The 22,319-nt window shown below is 63.4% G+C and carries 18 protein-coding genes; 7 read left to right on the top strand and 11 right to left on the bottom strand.

The features are described 5' to 3' along the window. Window positions 1-334 precede the first annotated feature (334 nt). From MA04_RS04145 to MA04_RS04120, 6 genes are all read left to right on the top strand, one after another. The gene (locus MA04_RS04145; protein WP_262459557.1) at window positions 335-2,296 is read left to right on the top strand and encodes a metallophosphoesterase family protein; all 1,962 of its coding nucleotides are present in this window, start codon (window positions 335-337) and stop codon (window positions 2,294-2,296) included. A 196-nt stretch (window positions 2,297-2,492) separates the two neighbouring features. Continuing rightward, on the top strand, window positions 2,493-3,149 hold the full coding sequence (locus tag MA04_RS04140; RefSeq protein ID WP_240342817.1) for a class I SAM-dependent methyltransferase: 657 nt from the start codon (window positions 2,493-2,495) through the stop codon (window positions 3,147-3,149). Window positions 3,150-3,291: 142 nt separating this feature from the next. Next, complete coding sequence (locus tag MA04_RS04135) at window positions 3,292-4,662, top strand: DEAD/DEAH box helicase (protein ID WP_163127193.1); 1,371 nt, start codon at window positions 3,292-3,294, stop codon at window positions 4,660-4,662. 187 nt (window positions 4,663-4,849) lie between these two features. After that, on the top strand, window positions 4,850-5,590 hold the full coding sequence (locus MA04_RS04130) for an SDR family oxidoreductase (RefSeq protein ID WP_262459556.1): 741 nt from the start codon (window positions 4,850-4,852) through the stop codon (window positions 5,588-5,590). A 341-nt stretch (window positions 5,591-5,931) separates the two neighbouring features. Beyond that, the gene (locus MA04_RS04125) at window positions 5,932-7,839 is read left to right on the top strand and encodes an AMP-binding protein (RefSeq protein ID WP_163127191.1); all 1,908 of its coding nucleotides are present in this window, start codon (window positions 5,932-5,934) and stop codon (window positions 7,837-7,839) included. A gap of 10 nt (window positions 7,840-7,849) precedes the next feature. Beyond that, window positions 7,850-8,248 (top strand): rhodanese-like domain-containing protein, encoded by a 399-nt coding sequence (locus MA04_RS04120; protein ID WP_163127190.1) that lies wholly within the window; start codon window positions 7,850-7,852, stop codon window positions 8,246-8,248. 9 nt (window positions 8,249-8,257) lie between these two features. Here MA04_RS04120 and MA04_RS04115 read toward each other — a convergent pair whose 3' ends face one another. From MA04_RS04115 to MA04_RS04085, 7 genes are all read right to left on the bottom strand, one after another. Further along, on the bottom strand, window positions 8,258-8,965 hold the full coding sequence (locus tag MA04_RS04115; RefSeq protein ID WP_262459555.1) for a TetR/AcrR family transcriptional regulator: 708 nt from the start codon (window positions 8,963-8,965) through the stop codon (window positions 8,258-8,260). Window positions 8,966-9,030: 65 nt separating this feature from the next. Then, on the bottom strand, window positions 9,031-10,938 hold the full coding sequence (locus MA04_RS04110; protein ID WP_262459554.1) for an extracellular catalytic domain type 1 short-chain-length polyhydroxyalkanoate depolymerase: 1,908 nt from the start codon (window positions 10,936-10,938) through the stop codon (window positions 9,031-9,033). A 290-nt stretch (window positions 10,939-11,228) separates the two neighbouring features. Then, window positions 11,229-12,350, bottom strand: coding sequence for an App1 family protein (locus tag MA04_RS04105; protein ID WP_262459553.1), 1,122 nt, complete (start codon window positions 12,348-12,350; stop codon window positions 11,229-11,231). A 51-nt stretch (window positions 12,351-12,401) separates the two neighbouring features. Continuing rightward, window positions 12,402-13,475 carry a succinylglutamate desuccinylase/aspartoacylase family protein gene (locus MA04_RS04100; RefSeq protein ID WP_262459552.1) on the bottom strand — a complete coding sequence of 358 codons (1,074 nt, stop codon included), beginning with the start codon at window positions 13,473-13,475 and terminating at the stop codon, window positions 12,402-12,404. A gap of 89 nt (window positions 13,476-13,564) precedes the next feature. Beyond that, window positions 13,565-14,473 (bottom strand): 30S ribosomal protein S6--L-glutamate ligase, encoded by a 909-nt coding sequence (gene rimK, locus MA04_RS04095; protein ID WP_262459551.1) that lies wholly within the window; start codon window positions 14,471-14,473, stop codon window positions 13,565-13,567. Further along, window positions 14,470-14,904 carry an ATP-dependent zinc protease family protein gene (locus tag MA04_RS04090; protein WP_163127186.1) on the bottom strand — a complete coding sequence of 145 codons (435 nt, stop codon included), beginning with the start codon at window positions 14,902-14,904 and terminating at the stop codon, window positions 14,470-14,472. The genes rimK and MA04_RS04090 overlap by 4 nt, the downstream gene beginning before the upstream one ends. Before the next feature lie 165 nt (window positions 14,905-15,069). Next, window positions 15,070-16,293, bottom strand: coding sequence for an argininosuccinate synthase (locus MA04_RS04085; protein WP_163127185.1), 1,224 nt, complete (start codon window positions 16,291-16,293; stop codon window positions 15,070-15,072). Between the two features lie 222 nt (window positions 16,294-16,515). On the opposite strand from MA04_RS04085, the gene rnt reads away from it, so the two are divergent. Next, window positions 16,516-17,184, top strand: coding sequence for a ribonuclease T (rnt, locus tag MA04_RS04080; protein WP_014995593.1), 669 nt, complete (start codon window positions 16,516-16,518; stop codon window positions 17,182-17,184). Between the two features lie 130 nt (window positions 17,185-17,314). Here the strand turns inward: rnt and MA04_RS04075 are convergent, their stop codons facing one another. The 4 genes from MA04_RS04075 to MA04_RS04060 all read right to left on the bottom strand — a co-directional run bounded on the left by MA04_RS04075 (window position 17,315) and on the right by MA04_RS04060 (window position 22,303). Beyond that, window positions 17,315-17,917, bottom strand: coding sequence for a peroxiredoxin (locus MA04_RS04075; protein ID WP_163127184.1), 603 nt, complete (start codon window positions 17,915-17,917; stop codon window positions 17,315-17,317). Window positions 17,918-18,000: 83 nt separating this feature from the next. Then, on the bottom strand, window positions 18,001-18,333 hold the full coding sequence (gene grxD / locus MA04_RS04070; protein WP_262459550.1) for a Grx4 family monothiol glutaredoxin: 333 nt from the start codon (window positions 18,331-18,333) through the stop codon (window positions 18,001-18,003). A 117-nt stretch (window positions 18,334-18,450) separates the two neighbouring features. Next, the gene (locus MA04_RS04065; RefSeq protein ID WP_262459549.1) at window positions 18,451-20,631 is read right to left on the bottom strand and encodes a TonB-dependent receptor family protein; all 2,181 of its coding nucleotides are present in this window, start codon (window positions 20,629-20,631) and stop codon (window positions 18,451-18,453) included. Between the two features lie 103 nt (window positions 20,632-20,734). Next, window positions 20,735-22,303, bottom strand: coding sequence for a hydantoinase B/oxoprolinase family protein (locus MA04_RS04060; RefSeq protein ID WP_262459548.1), 1,569 nt, complete (start codon window positions 22,301-22,303; stop codon window positions 20,735-20,737). Between the last annotated feature and the right edge of the window lie 16 nt (window positions 22,304-22,319).

Below are 22,319 nucleotides of genomic sequence, written 5' to 3'. Positions count from 1 at the left end.
TGCGGGACCCTGCTTCACGGCGTTCCCGCAAAGGCGTAACGCGGCTCCGCTGTCCATGATGGAGGGTAAGGCCAGTTCCCGCTAAACCGCGATGAATCTTATGTTGGCGTCCGACATCCAGCGCCGCTCCACAACCGTGGGACAACACAAATCATCAAACCGTCATTTCAATGACGCCGAATCATCACATCCTTTATCCAGCATAGGCAGCGCTTCGGGAGCCCGCTCCCGACCCGGGTTCCATACCCAGCCTCCGCCGTCGCGGAGAAGCGCAAAGGAAGGCGCGTGATGGGGTGCACCCGGGCATACCAATACCAAACTGGGGGTTCACATCATGCGATTCACGGCACTACCGCTGTACGCGGTGCTGCTCGGCGGCCTGTTGTCCGCCTGCGGCGGTTCTTCGTCTTCATCCGATTCCGGCACGCCACCCACCGATCCCGGCAACGGCGGCGAAACACCCACGCCGACTCCGGTTTCCACCCTGCGCATTGGTCTGTTGCCCGACACCCAGGGTGGCGGCGATAACGTTTCCATGCATCCGATGAAAGCGGTGCTCGACAAGGAGCAGGAACTGGGCGTGGACATCGTGATCCCGGTGGGCGACCTCACCGACCACGGCACCACCCGCGAGTTCGAGCAATGGACCTCGGTGGCGGAAAGCTACCGCGACGCCGGCATCGAGTTCCTGCCGCTGATGGGCAACCACGAGGACAGCTACGCCTACTCGGTGGAATGGATCGAGAACATGAAGCACTACATCCCCGAGGATGCGGTGCACATGGCCGGCGCCCAGTACTTGAACTACTACGTGATCCGCGACAACGTGATGATCATCCTGCTCAAATACTACAATCTGCCCATCGCCTTTGAGTGGATCAAGCAGGAAGTGGCCGCCCACGAAGGGGAATTCGACCACCTGGTGATCGCCAGTCATGACGGCCTGATCGGCGCCAAGTACGGCGAAACTCGCGAGATGATCGTCGAGGGCATCAAAGGCGACAACGCCCTGATGGACATGTGGGACGACATCCGCGCCTTCTTCGCCCGCTATGACGTGCTCTGGGTACAGGGCCACGAACACATGTATCAGCGCTCCGTGGTCACCGCGCCGATCTGGGTGGACCCGTCATCCTGGACCACCGCCGATGGCAACTACCGCCTGCCGCAGTACACCCAGATCATGTCCGGCAACGCCTCCTATAAAGGCTATGAATTCCGTTACGGCGAGCGCGAGCTGGTGCAGCGTATCGTGCAGCAGAAGATGAACACCATGGATAACGGCTCCCCGGCCTATGACGCCAACGCCTCGGTGCTCACCTTCCAGGGCGACCGGGTCGACTATGAGTCCTGGTACGTCGAACACACCATCGGCAGCAACGAGGACGGCGTCAAAGAACTGGCCGACCCGCAATGGAAACTGATGGATCGCTTCTCGCGCACCAGGAACCGCTGCGAACGGCTGGTCTACCCCAACTCCATTCCCGAAGGCACCCGACCGGTGATGTACCTGGACGCCAGCTACATCAGCAACGACTGCACCGGCGACGACGGCAGCGTGGCGCGCATGGTGGCCGGCACCAACAACACCTTTAACCGGGTCGAAAGCCGTACCCGCGACATGGGCGTGACCCCCGGCTTCAGCCGCGCCGAAACCGTCACCGACCTGATGCGCCTGGGCTACCAGTTCCTGTTCCAGTATCACGAATCCTGGACCCCCAACCTCAACGGCAACGAGCGCCTGGTCGCGCTTAACGAGAGCGAAGTGGAGATTCCCGAAACCACCATCGACCTCAAAGAGCTGGTCACCATGAGCTGGCAACAGGCCGATGAGGATACCGCTTCGGACATCCTTATCGTCAGCGGCACCCAGAACCAGACCGGCACCTACTCCAGCGCCTACGGCGCGGTGAAGGACATCGAAAGCATGGTTGGCCTGCCCGGCAGCCAGCCCGACGGCACCGCCAAGCAGCCCCATACCCTGCCGGCCACCGCCAGCAAAGCGTGGGATCTGGCCACCGCCGTGTCCGACGCCTATGCGCTGACCTTCGACGCCAGCGAAGGCGTGGACACCGACAGCCACACCCTGGCCTGGCGTACCGCCGACGGTTGGCAGGCCATCGCCGACACCGACTGCGTGGTACAGCAGCCGTTCGACAGCGCCTTCCTGACCACGCCGCCAAACCGTCCGGACGCCTGCGCCGACCAGCCCCTGGTGGGCTTCGACGCCGACCACGGCCGGCGCTGGTGGACCGTGCTGCAACAGGACGCGGAACTGGCGCTGATCAGCCGCTGACGCTTTGAGACAAATCGCGGCTCGTGAGCCACTGGTGTCCTACAGTTGTGGAACATCCGTTTACACGCAACCGTTGGCACACTGATTCGCTGGCAAGCCAGCCTCCCACAGCGGCTCCGTGGCCCTCTCTGTGGGAAGCGAGCTTGCTCGCGAATACAGCGTGCCGGCTTGACTTCCCGTCCCCGCCAAGACAAGCATGGGCCGATATAACAACAAACAGGCCCATGCCATGGGGTTTTACAGCGACTATATTTTTCCGCCCCTGCTGGACCTGGGGACACGCCCTTTCTATCGCGACCGCCAGCGTTTGATCGCCGCCGCTCGCGGGCGGATCCTGGAAATCGGCGTCGGCAATGGCGCCAACCTGCCGCTTTACGGCGAGCAAGCCACGGAAATTCACGGCCTGGAACCCAGTATCCCGTTGCTCGACCGGGCCCGCCGGCAAGCCACCAACGGCCCCCACCCTGAACGCATCCGCCTGCTGGCCGGTGATGCACGGCGACTGCCCTACCCGGACCGGTACTTCGACACCGTGGTGGCGTGCCTGGTGCTGTGCACCATCCCCGAACCGGAACGGGCCGCCCGGGAAATGCGGCGGGTGCTGGCCGACAATGGGCAATTACTGATTCTGGAGCACATCGCCAGTCCCAACCCCCGCACGCAGCGCTGGCAGAACCGGCTGACGCCGTTGTGGAAACATCTGGCCTGCGGCTGCCACCTCAACCGCCCCACCCCGGATATCCTCCACGATGCCGGTTTCGACCTGGCCAATACCCGCCGTTACCGCCATGCCCACCTCCCCGCCTTCGCCAGTCAGGTATTGGAGGGCGCCGCCACACTCCACCCCGGCTAAATGGCCCCGTTTGTGGCCCAATCACCCTCCCCACGGGCCTTTTCCGGCCATCACGGGAGATAAAGTCCTCGTGCCCCGGGCGCCAATCAGGTAACCTTCGCGCCTTTATTGCTTCCCTTCCTTAACTCCGAAGATACCCCCTATGGATTTCCAGTCCCTCGGATTGATCGATCCCCTTTTGCGTGCCGTGGCCGAACAGGGTTACGACCGTCCCTCGCCGATTCAGGCGCAAGCCATTCCCGCGGTTCTGGGTGGCAGTGATGTGATGGCCGCCGCCCAGACCGGCACCGGCAAGACCGCCGGTTTCACCCTGCCGTTGTTGCAACGGCTGGAGCCGGGCAAGCCGGCCGCCAGCCGCCAGGTGCGCGCGCTGGTGCTGACCCCCACCCGTGAACTGGCCGCTCAGGTCGGTGAAAGCGTGGCTGAGTACGGCAAATATTTGCCAGCGCTGCGCTCCGCCGTGGTGTTCGGCGGCGTCAACATCAACCCGCAGATCAACCGTCTGCGCGGCGGTGTGGATGTGTTGGTGGCCACCCCCGGACGGCTGCTGGACCTGTATCAGCAAAAGGCGATGTCCTTCGATCAGTTGGAAATCCTGGTACTGGATGAAGCGGACCGGATGCTCGACATGGGCTTCATCCACGACATCCGCAAGGTACTGCGGCTGCTGCCGAAGCAGCGGCAGACGCTGATGTTCTCCGCCACCTTCTCCAATGAGATCCGGACGCTGGCGAAGACCCTGGTACGCAGCCCCAAGGAAATCGACATCAGCCCGCGCAACAGCACCGCCGAACGGGTGCGTCAATGGGTGGTGACCGTGGACAAACGGCACAAGGCAGCGCTGCTCACCCATCTTATCGGCGAGCAGCAATGGTTCCAGGTGCTGGTGTTCACCCGTACCAAACACGGTGCCAACCGCCTGGCCAAGCAATTGGAAAGTGCCGGCATCGAGGCCGTCGCAATCCATGGCAACAAGAGCCAGAACGCCCGCACCCGCGCCCTGGCCGGATTCAAAAGCGGTGACGTGCGCGCCCTGGTGGCCACCGACATCGCCGCCCGAGGTCTGGACATCGACCAGTTGCCGCAGGTAGTGAACTTCGATCTGCCCAACGTGGCCGAGGACTACGTACACCGGATCGGCCGCACCGGCCGCGCCGGCGCCGACGGCGAAGCGGTGTCCCTGGTCAGCGGCGAGGACCAGAAACTGCTCAAGGGCATCGAGCGGCTGATCAAGCAGCCCATCGAACGCCGCCAGGTGGACAACTTCGAGCCGCCGGCGGTGGCCGATATCCCTGATGAGAGGGAGCCGCGTTCCCGTCCCAATGGTTCCCGCTCCGGCTCTCGCTCTGGCCCCCGTTCCGACAGTGCCTCTCCCAACAAGGGCGGCCAGCGTCGCTCCGCGCCCCGCAGTGCCGACGGCAAACCGGCGCCACGCCGGCGCCGCCGCAGTGGCGGTGGTGGTGGTGGTGGCCAACGCAGCGGCAACGGCGGCAATCGCGCCAGCCGCGGCTGATCGAACCCACGCTCGCGGCGCCTTGCCCCGCCGCGAGCGACTCCCTCACCATCCACTATCCGGTCTGATTGTTCCTCTACTGTTCAAAAATCATGAACAGTGATATCGAATTTCTCCTGATTATTCGCTCTGCACACAGGTGTATGGTGTCCCGGTTTCCCGCATAAACCGATCAAGGAGAACCTGCATGTCCGCTCCCCATCAGAACGTTGCCATTGTCACCGGCGCCTCCCGAGGTATCGGTGCCGCCATTGCCGAACGTCTGGCCGCCGATGGCCATGCCGTGGTGATCAACTACGCCGCCAGTGCCCAGGCGGCGGAAGCCCTGGCGGCGAAAATCGAGCAGGCCGGCGGCACCGCCCTGCCGGTCAAGGCCGATGTCAGTGACCCGGAGGCGGTGGCGCGCCTGTTTGATGCCACCGAAACGGCGTTCGGTGGTGTCGACGTGCTGATCAACAACGCCGGCATCCTCAAGCTGGCGTCACTGGCCGACGGCGACGACGAACTGGTGGACACCCAGATCGCCATCAATCTCAAGGGCACTCTGAATACGTTGCGCCAGGCATCGCGGCGCCTGCGCGAGGGAGGCCGCATCGTCAATTTCTCCACCAGCGTGGTCGGCCTGAAGCTGGAAAACTACGGCGTTTACGCCGCCACCAAAGCGGCGGTGGAAACCCTCACCGGCATTCTCGCCAAGGAACTGCGTGGCCGTGACATCACCGTCAATGCGGTAGCCCCGGGCCCCACCGCCACCGATCTGTTCCTGGAAGGCAAATCGGAGGAGCTGGTGGAACGGCTGGCGAAACTCAGCCCCATGGAACGGCTCGGCACGCCAAGGGATATCGCCGGCACCGTGGCGTTCCTGGTCGGCGCCGATGGCGGCTGGGTCAACGGCCAGGTCCTGCGCGCCAATGGTGGCGTGATCTAGATCCGACACACCAGGCCATAATGGTCCGACGGTTGATTCGAAGCGGGCGGTTTCAGAGCTTGTAGAGAATCGGTGGTCAGAATTCCAGGACCGTGTTTGGCCAGGGAAGGGCAAACACGAGCCCACATGGACGTGCTTGTAGCGTGTCCTGGAATTCTGACCGCCGATTCTCCCCGGCAAGAGCCCCCTGCTCCGCCACCATTCTGATTGTATTTTTCCAGGGCTGGCCCGAAACCGACCATCGTCTACTGGCATCCCGACAGCTCCGGTGCTTGGATAACAGCACGGCGTGCCGACCCCCCCCCGCGCGCCGCAAAACAAAAAACGGCAAGGAATCGGAAATGAGCTATCGGAATGCCTTTCAGCAGGCCCGCCAACAACCGGAAACCTTTTGGGCCGAACAGGCCCGCAACGTGGCCTGGTACCAGCCGCCCACACGCATCCTGGAAACCCTGGACGACGGCACTCACCGCTGGTTCGGCGATGGCCGCCTGAACACCTGCTATCTGGCTCTGGACCATCAGGTGGAACAGGGCCGGGGTGAGCAGGATGCGCTAATCTTCGATTCCCCGGTCACCGGCGTCCGCCAACGTTTCACCTACAATCAGCTGTTGGCGCGGGTGGCGGAGCTGGCCGGTGCGCTCACCCGTCTTGGTGTCGGCGCCGGCGATGGGGTGGTGATCTATATGCCGATGGTGCCGGAAGCGGCCATGGCCATGCTTGCCTGCGCCCGCATTGGCGCCGTGCATTCGGTGGTGTTCGGCGGTTTCGCCGCCAACGAGCTGGCGGTGCGCATCGACGACGCCAGGCCCAAGGTGATCCTGACCGCCTCCTGTGGCATCGAGATCGATCGCGTGATTCCCTACACACCACTGGTTCATGGCGCTCTGCGACAGTGCCAGCATCGCGTCGATCAGGTCCTGGTGCTGCAGCGCGAAACGGCAACGGCGGAACTGCGGCAATACGGGTTTCTCGATTGGCGGGCCACCGTTGATGGCAGCGATCCGGTGCCGCCCACGCCGCTCAACGCCAACCACCCGCTCTATATCATGTACACCTCCGGCACCACCGGTAAGCCCAAGGGTATCGTCCGCGACCACGGCGGCCATGCCGTCGCGCTGCTCTACTCACTGCGCAATGTCTATGGCATGGAAGCCGGAGAAATCTGGTGGGGCTGTTCCGACGTGGGCTGGGTGGTGGGCCACTCGTTTATCGTCTACGCGCCGCTGCTGGGCGGCTGTACCACGGTGATGTTCGAAGGCAAGCCGGTGAAGACGCCGGACGCCGGCGCCTACTGGCGTCTGGTGGAAGAGTACGGCGTCAACGGCCTGTTCGCCGCGCCCACCGCGTTCCGCGCCATGCGAAAGGAAGATCCCGAAGGCCGGTTGTTCCAACGCTACCGGATCGACACGCTCAAACATTTATTCGTGGCTGGCGAGAAGCTGGATACCCCCACCTATCAGTGGCTCAGTGATCTCACCGGGCGGCCGGTGTATGACCACTGGTGGCAGACCGAGACCGGCTGGCCGGTGACCGCCCCCTGCGCCGGCCTCGGCGAACGGGAAGTGCGCAATGGTTCCACCAACCGGGCGGTACCCGGTTATCTGGTGGAAGTGCTCGGCGAGGATGGCCAGCCGCTGCCGCCCAACCAGGAAGGGGACATCGTGTTGCGTCTGCCGCTGCCACCGGGCTGCGCGCAAACACTTTGGAACGATCATCCGCGCTATCTGGAAAGCTATTTGCGCACTTATCCCGGCTATTACCACACCGGCGACGGCGGTTACCTGGACGAAGACGGTTTCGTGCACATCATGGGCCGCACCGATGACGTCATCAACGTGGCCGGTCACCGGCTTTCCACCGGCATCATGGAGGAGCACATCGCCACCCATTCGGCGGTGGCGGAATCGGCGGTGGTGGGCCGCCACGATGAGCTGCGGGGGGAAGTACCGCTGGGTCTGGTGGTGCTCAAGGACGGCGTCGCGCAATCGCCACAACAGGTGGAACAGGAACTGATCGCCCTGATCCGCGACCAGGTGGGCGCCGTGGCCTGCTTCCGCCGTGCGCTGATCGTGCCACGGTTGCCGAAAACCCGCTCCGGCAAGACCTTGCGCGCCGCTTTGCGTAAGATGGTCAACGGCAAGGATTTTCCCCTGCCGCCCACCATCGACGACCCGGCCATTCTCGATGAGATCAGTGATGTGCTGATCCGCGAGGGCGAAGTCGCGCGACCCGGGCAGGTTCTATGATCGGGAGAGAATGATGACAACACTGACCCTGAGCAGTGACGAACTGGTACGGCGGGCCAAGGCCCGCATCGAATCCCTGACGGCGGAGGACGCGGTGGCGCTGCTTGACGATCCCGACACCCGCTTCGTCGATTTGCGTGACGTGCGCGAACTGCAACGCGAAGGCACCGTGCCCGGCGCCCTGCACTGCCCGCGCGGCATGCTGGAATTCTGGGTCGACCCGGATTCCCCCTATCACAAGGAGGCTTTCGATACCGGCCAGCGTTTCGTCCTGTTTTGCGCCCTGGGCCACCGTTCCGCCCTGGCCACCCAGCAGTTGGTGGAGATGGGCTTTGGCCCGGTGTGTGACATCGAAGGCGGCTTCAAGGCCTGGCGCGAAGCCGGCGGCGCGGTGGACAAGAAGGACTGAATCCGGCGCTCACCTCAGCGGACCGCACACCCGTTCGAATCCCGCCACCACGAACGGGATCATGCGGTCGTAGGCGGTCTGGAAGTCGTCGGAGCGGCACAGGCCGCCGGACATGACGTTGATACGGCCGGTGTTGGCGAACGTCAGTGACATGGCACCGGACATGAAGTGGTAGCACCAGTACAGATCGGCGCGCTCCGCCCGTGGCAGGGCCGCCGCCAACGCTTCCACGAAGGCTTCCATGGGACCGTCGAAATGGCGGCTCATCAGTACCGGCCCCCATACCGGCGAGGTGTTCACGTAGGCCAGCAGCGCGCAATAGTTACGCCACCCCTGATCCTCGCTTTCCTGAGCCATTTCCAGCGGCCGCAGATACGCTTCGATGATCCTTTCCAGCGGTATCGGATCGCATTCGGCGCGGGCCGAAGCCAGCGCCGCCAGACGGTCTTCGTTGAGAATGCGCGCGCGGCGCTGGAAGACGGTATCGAACAGCTTCTGCTTGGCGCCAAAGTAATAGCCGATCAGCGCCAGATCGACATCGGCTTCGCCGGCCACCGCCCGTAACGTGACGGCGTCATAGCCGTGGTAGGCGAACAAACGCTCGGCGGCGTCCAGAATCAGCGTGTCACGGTTGCCCCCACCATCGCGGGAACGCGGGCGGCCCACGGCTTTCTTTCTGGCGGGGGATTTCGCGGACTTGGGGGGCTTGGTCGTCATGGACGGATAGTACGCAAGCCCCCCGGGTTCAACAACCGCCGGCTTTTCCCGGCGTCAGTCTCACTTCAGGGACACACCCCCAGCCGCCAGACGTTACCGCCATCCTCGCTGTACAACGCGGTCACCCCCCAGGTGGAACCGGCCATCGGTTCATCACTGCCCTGGGCGAAGTAGTCCGGCGCATAGTAATTGCCGGTGCTGTAAGCCCGCCCCGCCACCTTGTGGTAGTAGTTGTAAGTGGACTGAGCCTGGCACTCGTCGCCCGGCTGCGGCTCCGGGTCGCCGCCACCGCCGGATCCGGAACAGGCCTGTACCGGTCCCGCGCAGCTGGCATCATCATCCTGCCACTGGCATTGGCCACTGACCGTTGCTTCGTTCAGCTTGAACGCCTCCGCGCCGTATTCCAGATAGCAATCGGCGTAATTGGTGTAGTCCAGCCGTCCGGCGCTGATGTGCTGATCCAGGGTCGCCACCTGGCCGGCGTCGATAACGAAGTCGATCTGATCGCTGCTGCTCAGCCCGCCTTCGTCCTCGGCGGTTACCGTGGCGTTCTGGGGACCGCCCGGCAAATCGCAGGCCCGGGCGCTATAGCGCATACCCTCGATCTCCGCCGCCAGCGCTCCGCTGGCGAAGGTCACCGTCACCCCGGCCAGATCCTGATTGTCGTCCACCACCTGGCCACTGATCGTCGCGCACTGCCCATCCACGCTCACCGCGATGTCACTGAGTACCGGAGCACTGGCAGGCGGTTCCGGCCCCACCCGCACGGTACGGATGGCCGGTTCGCTTTCACCGCCATCGTCATCGGTGGCGGTCACCGCCACGGTGTACAGGCCATCCGCCAGCGGATCGCTGGTGGCCTGGAAATAGCCCTCGTTGTCGGTGGCGGCGGAAAGGGTCATGCCGCCTCCGTTCACCCCCTCAATGACGATGGATACGCCACTGACCGAGCCGTCCTCATCGCTGGCCTGCCCGCTGACCTGAATCCGGTCCGCGCTGGCGGTGACATCCACCTGGACCAGGGTCGGAACCCGGTTACGGTCGATCCGCGCATTGTGCCCGGCGAAGAAACCACCGAGATAGCGGGCGTAATTGATGCTGGCACCGCTGACATAGCTGCCGGAGGCACCCTGACCGCCGGACCAGGAGTGATCCAGGCCGTGAAACCAGAGCATGGAGACACGGCCATCCTGCCACAGGAATTCCTCGGCGCTGCCGCCATCGGCGCTGATCACGGTGCTGCCAGGAACCTCGCTGACACCGTACAGCGCCGCCATGCCTTCCGCGTTTTGCCGGTTATAGCAGGTGTCCACGGTGGTATCGGCGTCACCATGGGCGATCGAAGCGATCTGGGTGTCGAAGGCGCTTTGATAACTGCCACCGAGGTTGCGGCAGCGGCTTTCCACGTCCGCCTGCTCACAGGTCCCGATAGCACCACTGGAGCTGGTACCGACACTGGGGCCGGCGCTGACCCCGACCCCGGCGAACACATCCGGTGCCAAACAGGCGGTGGTATTGGCGAAAGCCGCGCCGGAGGACAGCCCGGCGATGTACACCTGATTCGGATCAATGCCGCGAGCGGCGTCGCCGGACAGGGTATTGGCCAGGTTGATCAGGTTCTTATAGTCACCGGCGGACCGGGACTTGCTGCCCTGCCAGTAGGACCAGCAACTAAAACCCGCCTTGTTCATGGCATCCGGCACCGCCACCACCATGCCGTACTCTTCCGCGGCCACTTCCAGATTGGCGGTTTTATAGGCATCAATGGACTGGGTGCAGCCATGCAGCACGATCAGCAGCGCCTTGCCGTTGCCCACCAGCGAATCACTGTCCGGGGTATAGAGATGCACCTTGTTGAAGCCGCCCAGCGACAGGTTGTTCTGCCAGGCACCGGCGCAGGCCAACGCCGGGATGGCGGCGGCCGTCAGGGTCAGGAACGCGATCATCAGGGACCGCATTGGTCTTCTGGTCATTGTTGTTCTCCTGATTGTCGTTGTTGTTTTTCGGTGGTGTTTCCAGACCGGCGCGCAACACGATGCCCGGCCGGCAGTCTTATTCATCATCCGATGAATAAAAACTCATCAAGCGTTGAATATTTGCGCGAAGGAGTCAAGACTGCTGTGGGAAGCTTGCTTGCAAGCGAATGGCCAACGGCCCGGGGGCATTCGCGGCCAAGGCCGCTTCCCACAGCGGCTTCGTAGCATGATCTGCGGGAGCTTGTAGCAAACGGAGGGAGAGTCACCGTGCCGGCTGGCTGGTCGGCCTAGTCCTGTTGCCGGCGCTGACTGTCGGCACGGACTTCTTGCAGGCCGGCGTCGCTGATCAGCCCCAGACGATGGGCGTGGCTGGCCATCTCCAGGCTGTTGCGAGCCAGAATCATTTCACAGCCCTGGGCCGATACCTGACGCGCCAGCCGGTGAATCTCACGGTCCCGGGACGGACTCTGATGGACATGGCGAATGTAGATCGCCTTCACCCGCCCCGGGTGCTCGGCGACGATCTGTGCGTACACTTCCGGATCGCGCTGGCCGCTGTCGCCGATCAGCACAAACGGCAGTTGCTGATACAACGCCATCATGCGCCGGATCAGCAACGCCTTGTGATCCTTGGCGCGGCGCGGCCAGGGCCGCTGCAGCGTCAGCCCCCATTCACGCAGGAACAGAATCGGGCCATGGGGAATGCGGTTGAGGTGAAAAAATTCCGACAGCATTTCATAGAGGGTCCAGGGCGCCCGGGACACATACAACATGGGCCGGCGCCGCTCACCATCGAGGCCCTGAAACAAGGCGCGGTACAAAGCGGAGACGCCGGGGAAGGCGGTGCGATGACGGGCCTTTTCCACGAACAACCGGTACAACATCCACAGCTTGTTGGCGACGCCGGTGAACATCACGGTATCGTCGATATCGCTGACCACCGCCAGATCCACATCCGCGGGCGGAATGTACACTTTCGCGTCCGCGTTGGCCGGCTCGTCATTGTCCCGCTCAGGCAACAGCGTCAGCCGCACGGTCTGCCAGGACGATTCGGCGGGCAGAGTGTCCTGAATCGGCAGACGCACGGTGAAGTAGCCATCGCCGTCGGTTTTCACTTCGTCCCGGGAGCCCAGAGCACGCACTCGCACCCGCGCTCCGCCGATACCCCAGCGCACCGTGCGCCGCCCCACGTTAACCAGATCGTTGAGCGGCCCCTCCGCCAGGTCCAGCCCCAGGCCCGGCTGGCGAAACACGCGACCGATGAGAAACAGCTCCTGACGCGAACCATAGCCCCGATAGCATTGAATCACCCGCGCTCCCCGCCCCTCGGCGCGGCGCACCGGACGAGCAAGAAAACGCAACAGGTTCCGCAGCCCCCGGTACAGGACCCGGGGTGAAGGCACAGGCATGGTGTCTCCCAATCACAATCAGTGGGACAAAGAATAGCGAAAGCGGCAACGCTAAACGATGGGCGGTTCCCCCGCCAGGGTGGGGCCGTGTTCGATGTCGGAGGTAAACACCTCCAGATTCTGCGCCACTTCCTGCACCTCATCGAAGCGGGCGATGTGATAAAGCGCCTCGCCCTCGTTCACCAATGGCAGATTATTGCGGCCCACCAGAATGCCGGCACAGGGGGAATGGATCGACACATCGTCACCGCCAAACGGGCTGGAGATGCGGCCGATCAGTTGGCCTTTCTTCAGCCAGGCGCCGAGCGCCACCAGCGGCAGGAACACGCCATCGCGATCCGCGCGGACCCAACTGGAGGAGCGAGCGATATGGGGCTCCAGCGGCGCCCGGGTCTTGCGCGAACCGGTCATGCCCAGATGGTGCATGACATTGAGCACGCCTCGCACCCCGGCGCGGATACAGCCTTCCTCGAAGCGCAGCGCTTCGCCGGCTTCGTAGGTGATCACCGGAATACCCTGGGCCTCCGCCACTTCCCGCAAAGTGCCCTCGCCCAGCACCGAGTTGATCACCACCGGCACGCCGAACGCGCTGGCCATCTCGGCGGTGGCGTGATTGGACAGGTCGGCGCGGATCTGCGGCAAATTGGCACGATGGATGGCACCGGTGTGCAGATCCACCGCGTGGGTGGCGCGATCCAGCACCTGGGTCTTGAACTGCCAGGCCATGCGGGCACCCAGGCTACCGGTCTCCGAACCGGGAAAGCAGCGGTTGAGGTCCCGGCGGTCGGGCAAATAACGGGTTTTGTGAATGAAACCAAACACATTGACCACCGGCACCGCCAGCAAGGTGCCATTAAGACGGCGCAAGGAGGAATGGCGCAGCAGGCGGCGGATGATTTCCACGCCGTTGAGTTCATCACCGTGAATGGCCGCGCTCACCATCAGCACCGGCCCGGGGTGACGGCCGTGAATGACATGGATCGGCACGTTCAACGGCGTCTGTGTGTAAAGCTGCGCCAGCGGCAACTCCACCTTGGCGCGAGTCCCCGGCGCCACGGTGATACCGTTCAACTGAAACGGCGCCGCTTTTGGTTCTTTAGGGTTTTTGGTATTACTGTTTTTCATCAACTACCCGCACCGGATCAGCCAGTGGTCTTCGCCCTTGGTTTTTGCCTTTCGCTGTTCACTATTCACTATTAACTGTTAACTCTCTTTCATCCCTTCGCCCCCTTGGTCTGGGTGCGAAAAGGCCGCGCATCCTTTTCCAGGAAGCGGATCACCATGCCCGCCACATCCTTGCCGGTGGCCGATTCAATCCCCTCCAGGCCCGGCGAGGAATTCACTTCCATTACCAGCGGACCATGATTGGAACGCAGGATATCCACGCCGGCCACGTTCAATCCCATGATGCGGGCGGCACGAACCGCGGTGGCACGTTCTTCCGGAGTAATGCGGATCAGGCTGGCGGTGCCGCCACGATGGAGATTGGAGCGGAACTCGCCGGCTTTCGCCTGCCGCTTCATCGCCGCGATCACCTTGCCACCCACCACGAAACAACGAATATCGGCACCGCCGGCTTCCTTGATGTACTCCTGCACCATCACCGAAACGTTCAGCCCCATGAAGGCCTCGATCACCGATTCCGCCGCCTTTACCGTCTCCGCCAGCACCACGCCGATGCCCTGGGTGCCTTCCAGCATTTTGATCACCAGCGGCGCGCCGCCGACCATGCTGATCAGGTCGGGAATATCATCCGGGGAGTGGGCAAACCCGGTCACCGGCAACCCCACGCCCTTGCGTGACAACAACTGCAGGGAGCGCAGCTTGTCCCGGGAGCGGGAAATAGCCACCGATTCGTTCACCGGGAACACACCCATCATCTCGAACTGACGCAGCACCGCGGTACCGTACTGGGTGATGGAGGCACCGATCCGGGGGATCACGGCGTCAAAGCCTTCCAGCACTTCACCTTTGAAATGAATCTCCGGCTTGTGCGAGACCATGCTCATATAACAGCGCAGCGTATCGATGACGTGCATCTCATGGCCGGCTTCCCTGCCCGCCTCCAACAGACGGTGCGTGGAATACAACTGCTTGTTACGGGAAAGAATGGCGATTTTCATGGCTGACGCTCATTACCACCGAGTAAGAAAGAAGACCGGGGATCCACCATGACGCGCTTCATGGCGGTGCGTCCCAGCAACATGCGAAATTTCATGGTGTCACGATCCGTGAGGGTCACCTCGATCGGCCACCGTTGCCCGCCCATCACCATTTCGGTGACGATCACCGGGCGCCGTTCACGGTGACCACCGGAATCCGACACCACCCTGTACTCCAGCACCGGCGCTTCGCACTCGCGAACATCGTCGGAATGCTGGAACGGATGAATAAGAAAACGTACCCAATCACCGCCATCACGCTGAAAGTGCTCGACACTGAAGGCGTGCAACGCCGAAGTGCGCGCACCGGTGTCCACCTTGACCTTGATCGCCTGAATACCCAGCTGCGGCAGGCTGGCCCACTCCCGCCAGCCAACGACGGATTTCTTCATCCTGAACCCTCACCACTTCTCTGCGCAGACTACACAGAAGCGCGCGCGACGTCTTCTCAAACGATCACGGCCCGTGGGCCGCTCCTACACTGGCATCGACCACCAACGGTAGGAGCGGCCCACGGGCCGCGATCTGCTTTTTACAGGCCGTTGATGACGGCCCGGTTACGACAATTTGCGACCGTTCTTGGCGGCGATGCGCAAACGCAAGGCATTGAGCTTGATGAAGCCCTCGGCGTCCTTCTGATTGTAAGCGCCGGCATCGTCCTCGAAAGTGGCAATGGAGGCGTCAAACAAGCTGTCGTTGTCGGAGCGGCGGCCAACCACGGCCACATGGCCCTTATACAGTTTGACCCGCACTTCACCGTTGACGTGTTCCTGGGTAGCGTCGATCAGCTTCTGCAACGCCAGACGTTCCGGGCTCCACCAGTAGCCGTTGTAGAGCAGTTCGGCGTACTTGGGCATCACCGAATCCTTCAGATGCGCGGACTCGCGATCCAGGGTCAAGGATTCGATGGCGCGGTGGGCCGGCAGCATGATAGTGCCGCCGGGGGTTTCGTAGCAGCCCCGGGACTTCATGCCGACATAGCGGTTCTCGACGATGTCGAGACGGCCAACGCCGTTGTCACCGCCCAGTTTGTTCAGCCTGGCCAGCACCTCCGCCGGGCTCAGACGCTCGCCGTCGATGGCGACGATATCACCCTTCTCGTAGGTCAAGGTGATGTAGGTGGGCTGATCCGGGGCGTTTTCCGGGCTCACGCTCCAGCGCCACATGTCTTCCTCGGCTTCCCACCACGGATCTTCCAGATTGCCGCCCTCATAGGAGATGTGCAGCAGGTTGGCGTCCATGGAGTACGGGGATTTCTTCTTCTTGCTGGTGAAATCCACCGGAATCTCGTGGTCCTCGCAGAAGGCCATCAATTTCTCGCGGGAATTCAGCTCCCATTCCCGCCACGGCGCGATCACCTGGATGCCGGGCTTGAGCGCGTAGGCACCCAGCTCGAAGCGGACCTGGTCGTTGCCCTTGCCGGTGGCGCCGTGGGAGATGGCGTCGGCGCCGGTTTCCTCGGCGATTTCCACCAGACGCTTGGCGATCAGCGGGCGCGCGATGGAGGTGCCCAGCAGGTACTCGCCTTCATAGATGGTGTTGGCGCGGAACATCGGGAACACGTAGTCGCGCACGAACTCCTCGCGCAGATCCTCGATGTAGATTTCCTTCACGCCCATGGCCTGGGCCTTGGCGCGGGCCGGCTCCACTTCCTCACCCTGGCCGATATCGGCGGTAAAGGTCACCACCTCACACTGGTAGGTTTCCTGCAACCATTTGACGATCACCGAAGTATCCAGGCCACCGGAATAGGCCAATACCACTTTCTTGATGCCGGACATGCAAAGCTCCACACGATGGACGCGCACCGCCGGCCTGGCCGGACGATGGCAGTGAACGAAAGACCGCGTATTGTACCCGCCACCGTCCGTCGCCGTCACCTGTCCCCGGGAGCAACGTCCTGTCGCCCGGTTTTGTGTAGAATGCCCCTTCAGCCCTGGGCCGGCGGCCTTGTGCGGGGATATCTGGCCCCGTAGCATGGGCACGCTTTGTACGGAGACCCCATGAGCGAGAAACACCCTTCCCTTGCCTTGCGCTTCCGGGGCTTTTTGCCCGTCGTGGTGGACGTGGAGACCGGCGGCTTTGACGCGCGCCACGACGCCCTGCTGGAAATCGCGGCGGTTTTGCTGGAAATGGACTCCGGGGGCTACCTGCGTCCAGCCACCCGCATTCACTTCCACGTGGACCCGTTCCCCGGTGCCAACATCGAGCAGGCGGCCCTGGATTTCACCGGCATCGACCCGAGTAACCCGTTGCGCGGCGCGGTGGCCGAGGACATCGCGCTCAGCGGAATCTTCGATCCGGTACGCAAGGCGGTGAAGCAGAACGGCTGTAACCGGGCGGTGCTGGTGGGACACAACAGCTTCTTCGACCAGGGGTTCCTTAACGCCGCTTCCGAGCGCAACGACGTCAAACGCAACCCGTTCCACCCGTTTTCCAGCTTCGATACCGCCGCCCTGGCCGGTCTGGTCTACGGTCAGACGGTACTGGCCAAGGCCTGCGAGGCGGCCGGCATCCGCTTCAGCCAGCGCGAGGCGCATTCGGCCCTGTACGACGCCACCCGCACCGCCGAGCTGTTCTGCTCCATGGTCAATCGCTTCCGCGATCTGGGCGGCTGGCCGCCGCCGCCGCCCGCCAAGATGCCGCCGACCCTGGTGCGGGAACTGGACTGAGGGGCACCGGGCAGGGTACCGGCATCCGGAAACCATCGCGGCCCGTGGGCCACTCCCACGGATTGTAGGAGCGGCCCACGGGCCGCGCAGGTTTCAGCTTCCCGCGCCAAACGTCCGGCGCGCTACGCTTTTACAGCTTGTCGGCGTTCTGGGACAGATAGGAGGCCACGCCTTCCGGGCTGTCCTTCATGCCCGAGTCCCCTTTCTGCCAACCGGCCGGACACACTTCACCGTGCTCTTCGTGGAACTGGATGGCGTCCACCAGACGCACCAGCTCGTCGATGTTACGGCCCAGCGGCAGATCGTTGACGATCTGGCTGCGCACCACGCCGTTGTTGTCGATCAGGAAAGCACCACGGAACGCCATGCCGCCCTCGGATTCGACATCGTAGGCCTGGGCGATCTGGTGATTCATGTCGGCGGCCAGGGTGTATTTCACCGCGCCAATACCGCCGTCGTTCACCGGGGTGTTACGCCAGGCGTTGTGGGTGAAATGGCTGTCGATGGAGACACCGATCACTTCCACGCCGCGCTCCTTGAACGCGTCCATGCGGTGATCCAGAGCGATCAGCTCGGACGGGCAGACGAAGGTGAAGTCCAGCGGGTAAAAGAACACCAGACCATATTTGCCCTTGATCGCCTCGGACAGGGTGAACTCGTCGACGATGCTGCCATCGCCCAATACCGCGGGAACGGTGAAGTCGGGTGCGGGTTTACCTACCAATACGCCCATCTCGTTTTCTCTCCAGTTAAATCACAAGGGAAAACCCGCCGTGAACGGCGGGTGTGCCGGTGCGTTCTCGTCGCATCCGAAGTCTATTCGGCGTCGCTTTCCGCCGCGGCGCTCTCGACCAGCGTTTGCAGCTGCCCGGAGCGGAACATCTCCATGATGATGTCGCAGCCGCCGACCAGCTCGCCACTGACCCACAATTGCGGATAGGTCGGCCAGTTGGCGTATTCCTTGAGCGACTCACGGATTTCCGGGGCTTCCAGGATGTTCACGTAGGCGAACGGCTTGTTCACCTTGGTCATCGCTTCCACTACCTGGGCGGAGAAGCCGCACTGGGGAAACTGCGGGGTGCCTTTCATGTAGAGCAGCACCGGGTTTTGGGCTATCTGGTCTTTGATGACCTGAAGCACATCGTCCATAAAAGACTACCTGGCTGGGTGGCTGATTGAAGTTACCGGTCAGTGTAGCACTTCCGGCGCCGTGGGCAGAGGGTGGGGATGGTACCGGGCCCTTTCAAGCCCGGTACCCGAGGTCGCTCAGAAATGGGCGCGAATGCCAAGCGCGGCGGTACGCGGCAGGTTCGGGCGGGCACCATCCGGGCTGCGGGCGACGATTTTCTGCTCATCGAACAGGTTGTCCACTTTGCCGTAGACCTCCACCGCGCTGGTGAGATAGTAGGACGCCGTCAGATCCACCACCAACAGATCATCGGTACGCTCCAGCCCGTTGTCGCAGGCGCCGGTGACGCACATCCCCTCCACGTACCGGGTGGTCAGATAACCGCCCCACTGGGCCGGCTGCTCCAACCCCACTGTCAGACTGGCCTGATGCTCCGGCAGATACGGCAGGCGGTCTCCGCTTTCCACCGCGGCATCGCTGGACTCGGAGGATTGGGTGATCTTGCCGCGAGTGTAGGTGTAAGCCAGCCGCAGCGGCACGGTCAGGCCATTGGCCGCCCGCCAGAGTGTGCTGCCGGCCGCCAGTTCCAGCCCGTATACGCGGGACTCACCAAAGCTCACCGAGCCGGAGTCCTGGCTGCCGCCGCCGGCCAGATCGCAGGGATAGGCCAGCGAGCAGTTTTGCAGCGTGTTCTCGTAATCACTGTAGAAACCGATGACGTCCACGTTCACACGCTCGCCCCAGTAGCGGGCACCGGCCTCGTAGTTCACGCTTTTTTCCGGGTCGGTGCCATCAGTGGCGGAAGCGCCCGCCGGGGCGAACCCCTGATGCACGCCAGCCAGCAAGGACCACTGATCGCTCAGCAGATAGGTGACGCCTAATCCGGCCAGCACCTCGCTGACGTCGTTGCTGTCGCGCCGGCTCACGGTATCGCGCCCCGGATCGCCGTAGCGGCGGGCTTTGGACTGGATATCCTCATAACGCAACGAGCCGGTCAGAATCAATTTGCCGATGTAGATCTTGTCCACCAGCCAGGCCGACCAGGCATCAGCCTCTTCCACCCGGTTATCACCGCCGGTGGGCGCCACGTAGCCGCTGGGCACCAGCACGCCGTTGGTCTGCGAGAACACCTCCACCGGCTGATAACGATCCACCTCGTCCTGATGGAAACGCGCGCCCACCACCATCTCATGCTCCAGAGCGGCGGTGGTGAAGGCGTGGGCCAGCTCGCTCTGGACCCCCTTGGCGGTGTATTCCCGGTTATTGTGTTTCACCGTCACGTCGGACACGTCCTGGCTGCCGTCCAGGATGGCCCGGGCATCGGCGTCGCCGCCGTTGGCGTCATCGATCAGGCCGCCCAGACTGCGGCCACCGGCACCGCTGACCTTGAACCAGTCACGCTGGAATTCATTGCGGTAAATCACCGACTGCAGTTGGGTGCGGTCGCCGAGCACCAGATGATGGCGCAGGGCGATGCCATCGTGATCGTTGTCCATCTGATCCAGGGCGCTGAGTCCGTAGCGCCGGTTGGGGTCATCGTGAAAATCGCCATCGCTGAGGCCCAGGTAGGTTTCGTTGGAAACTTCACTGGAATGGGACAGCTTGAGTTCCAGCGCCTGCTGCAGCGACGCCTCCGCCGGGCTGGTCCAGCGCAGCTTGGCGATATAATCACGCTTGTCGAAACCGGTATCGCGGTCGGAGCGGTCCACATCCTTGAATCCGTCGCTGCTTTGCTGGTGGGTTTCCAACAGGAAGCCCCATTGTCCATGCGTGGCGCCATACCAGGCATGGCCACGCTGGTGGCCATTCTCACCGGTTTCCAGTTGCACCATGCCAGCCGGGGAGTCGGGAATCGGCGTGGACAGGAAGTTGATCGCCCCGCCGACGGTAAAGGGGCCATAGCGCAGGGTGCCCGGCCCTTTCAGCACCTCGATACCGTGAAAGCGGCCGGCGCTGGGAAAATAATACGCCGCCGGGGCCGCGTAGGGCGCCGGCGCCATCAGCACACCGTCCTCCATCAGCGACACCCGTTCGGAACGGCCGCTGGCGGCACCGCGAATACCGATATTCGGGCGCAATCCGTAGCCGTCCTCCTCTTGCAGGTAAACGCCGGGAGCATCCTGCAGCATGCGATGTACGTCCGTGTACTCTTTCTTTTCCAGATCCTCGTTGCTCAATACGTAGGCGGAGCCCGACAGACTGAAAGCGTCGGCGGAGGAGCCGATGATGTCCACCGCCGGCAGCCGGTGGGACTCGGTTTCGGCAAGCACCAGGGCCGGCGTTAGCGCCGCGCCCCAGAAAAGAGTACGAATTTGCATATTGTCGTTCCCGCAACTTTGTCAGCTTTGTAAAGAGGCAGGAAGAATAATGAAAACAATTCGCATTTACAGCGAAGTCACTTTACCTTTTGTGACGCTCTTGTTACCGCCGTCTCTGGTGGTCATCCTCCGGGCCATGGCCACCGCCGCCGGGAGAGGCCAGCAACAGCCGGTCTCCGGATTTAGCGTGAGCACTCACCTTGGCCGGCAGCAGCTCACCGTTGAGCCGGTTCTCCCCTGCCGCCCCGGCAGCGCCACCGGCCAGCCCCCAGGGCCGATGGTGACGGCGTTCAGTGAGCAGGGTGAAACGGGCCGCTGCCAGGAATTCCAGTTCCCGCTCGATGCCATCGCCGCCACGGTGATGGCCTTCGCCACCGCTGCCGCGCCGCAGCCGGTACCGCCAGACGCGCAGCGGATAGTGCTCTTCCAGGCTTTCGATGGGCGTATTCAGGGTATTGGTCATATGGCTGTGCACCGCCGACAGCCCCGGCCCCAGGGCATGCCCGCCGGTGCCGCCGGCCATGGTCTCGTAATAATCCCAGGGCCGTTCGCCGCCCTCCCCCATGGCCAGGTTGTTCATGGTGCCCTGGCTGGCGGCGGGGATTGCTTCAGGCTCCGCCTGGGCCAGCGCCCCCAGCACCACGTCAACGATACGGGAGCTGGTTTCCACATTGCCGGCGGCCACCGCGCCGGGCCGGCGGGCGTTGACCAGACTGCCCTCGGGCGCTTCCAGAGTGATCGGACGGAACAGCCCGGCGCAGGACGGCGCGTCATCAGGCAACAGACAGCGGAAACAGTAATAAGCCGCGGCCGCCGCCACCGACAGCGGGCAATTGATGTTGCCGTCGACCTGGCCGGCGCTGTCACTGAAGTCCAGATGGGCCCGTTCGCCGTCCACCGTCAACGTCACGGCAATGGCAATGTCGCGATGGCCCTGGCCATCGTCATCCATCCAGTCGTGGAAGCGATAAACGCCGTCACGCAGCGCCGCCAGGCGCTGACGCATACGCCGCTCGCCATAACGGTTCAGCTCGCCCATCGCCGCCGCCACCCACTCCGTGCCCCGCTCCCCGGCCAGTTCCGCCAAACGATGGGCACCGGCCAGGCAACTGCTGGCCTGGGCGGCGAAGTCGGCGAACCGGGGCACATCCACTGGCAGCGGACCCGGACCGTCCAGCCCGGCCAGTCGCCGGCATAGTGGCACCTGCCATTCACCGCGCCGCTTCAGCCACTGCGGCGCGATCACCAGGCCTTCTTCTTCCAGCGTCCGGGACACCGGCATGGATCCCGGCGAATGGGCGCCGATGTTGGCGTGATGAGCACGGGTAACGGCGAAACCGATGAGTTCACCGGCCACCAGCACCGGCGCCACCACGGTGACGTCCGGCAGATGGGTGCCGCCCAGGTAAGGGTCGTTGACCACCAGCAGGTCGCCAGCGGCCCAGTCCCGCTGCCCCACCAGATCGGCCATGGCGTAGGCCATGGAACCCAGATGCACCGGTATATGGGCGGCCTGGGCGCAGAGCTGGCCGGCGGCGTCGAACAGCGCGCAGGACAGATCCAGGCGATCCTTGATGTTCGGTGACAGCGCGCTGGCCCGCAGCAGCGCCCCCATCTCGTCACAGATGCCGGCCAGGCGGTTGGCGAAGATACTCAATTGTACCGGGTTCATGGACATTATCGGGTCG

Source organism: Alloalcanivorax balearicus MACL04, from assembly GCF_025532145.1.
Taxonomy (GTDB): Bacteria; Pseudomonadota; Gammaproteobacteria; order Pseudomonadales; family Alcanivoracaceae; genus Alloalcanivorax; species Alloalcanivorax balearicus.
This window is presented reverse-complemented; position numbering and strand designations above follow the sequence as displayed.

Excerpts from the sequence above, each read along its gene's own strand:
- MA04_RS04145 (WP_262459557.1), top strand. The coding sequence starts at position 335 with ATGCGATTCACGGCACTACCGCTGTACGCGGTGCTGCTCGGCGGCCTG.
- MA04_RS04140 (WP_240342817.1), top strand. The coding sequence starts at position 2,493 with ATGGGCCGATATAACAACAAACAGGCCCATGCCATGGGGTTTTACAGC.
- MA04_RS04135 (WP_163127193.1), top strand. The coding sequence starts at position 3,292 with ATGGATTTCCAGTCCCTCGGATTGATCGATCCCCTTTTGCGTGCCGTG.
- MA04_RS04130 (WP_262459556.1), top strand. The coding sequence starts at position 4,850 with ATGTCCGCTCCCCATCAGAACGTTGCCATTGTCACCGGCGCCTCCCGA.
- MA04_RS04125 (WP_163127191.1), top strand. The coding sequence starts at position 5,932 with ATGAGCTATCGGAATGCCTTTCAGCAGGCCCGCCAACAACCGGAAACC.
- MA04_RS04120 (WP_163127190.1), top strand. The coding sequence starts at position 7,850 with ATGATGACAACACTGACCCTGAGCAGTGACGAACTGGTACGGCGGGCC.
- MA04_RS04115 (WP_262459555.1), bottom strand. The coding sequence starts at position 8,965 with ATGACGACCAAGCCCCCCAAGTCCGCGAAATCCCCCGCCAGAAAGAAA.
- MA04_RS04110 (WP_262459554.1), bottom strand. The coding sequence starts at position 10,938 with ATGACCAGAAGACCAATGCGGTCCCTGATGATCGCGTTCCTGACCCTG.
- MA04_RS04105 (WP_262459553.1), bottom strand. The coding sequence starts at position 12,350 with ATGCCTGTGCCTTCACCCCGGGTCCTGTACCGGGGGCTGCGGAACCTG.
- MA04_RS04100 (WP_262459552.1), bottom strand. The coding sequence starts at position 13,475 with ATGAAAAACAGTAATACCAAAAACCCTAAAGAACCAAAAGCGGCGCCG.
- rimK (WP_262459551.1), bottom strand. The coding sequence starts at position 14,473 with ATGAAAATCGCCATTCTTTCCCGTAACAAGCAGTTGTATTCCACGCAC.
- MA04_RS04090 (WP_163127186.1), bottom strand. The coding sequence starts at position 14,904 with ATGAAGAAATCCGTCGTTGGCTGGCGGGAGTGGGCCAGCCTGCCGCAG.
- MA04_RS04085 (WP_163127185.1), bottom strand. The coding sequence starts at position 16,293 with ATGTCCGGCATCAAGAAAGTGGTATTGGCCTATTCCGGTGGCCTGGAT.
- rnt (WP_014995593.1), top strand. The coding sequence starts at position 16,516 with ATGAGCGAGAAACACCCTTCCCTTGCCTTGCGCTTCCGGGGCTTTTTG.
- MA04_RS04075 (WP_163127184.1), bottom strand. The coding sequence starts at position 17,917 with ATGGGCGTATTGGTAGGTAAACCCGCACCCGACTTCACCGTTCCCGCG.
- grxD (WP_262459550.1), bottom strand. The coding sequence starts at position 18,333 with ATGGACGATGTGCTTCAGGTCATCAAAGACCAGATAGCCCAAAACCCG.
- MA04_RS04065 (WP_262459549.1), bottom strand. The coding sequence starts at position 20,631 with ATGCAAATTCGTACTCTTTTCTGGGGCGCGGCGCTAACGCCGGCCCTG.
- MA04_RS04060 (WP_262459548.1), bottom strand. The coding sequence starts at position 22,303 with ATGAACCCGGTACAATTGAGTATCTTCGCCAACCGCCTGGCCGGCATC.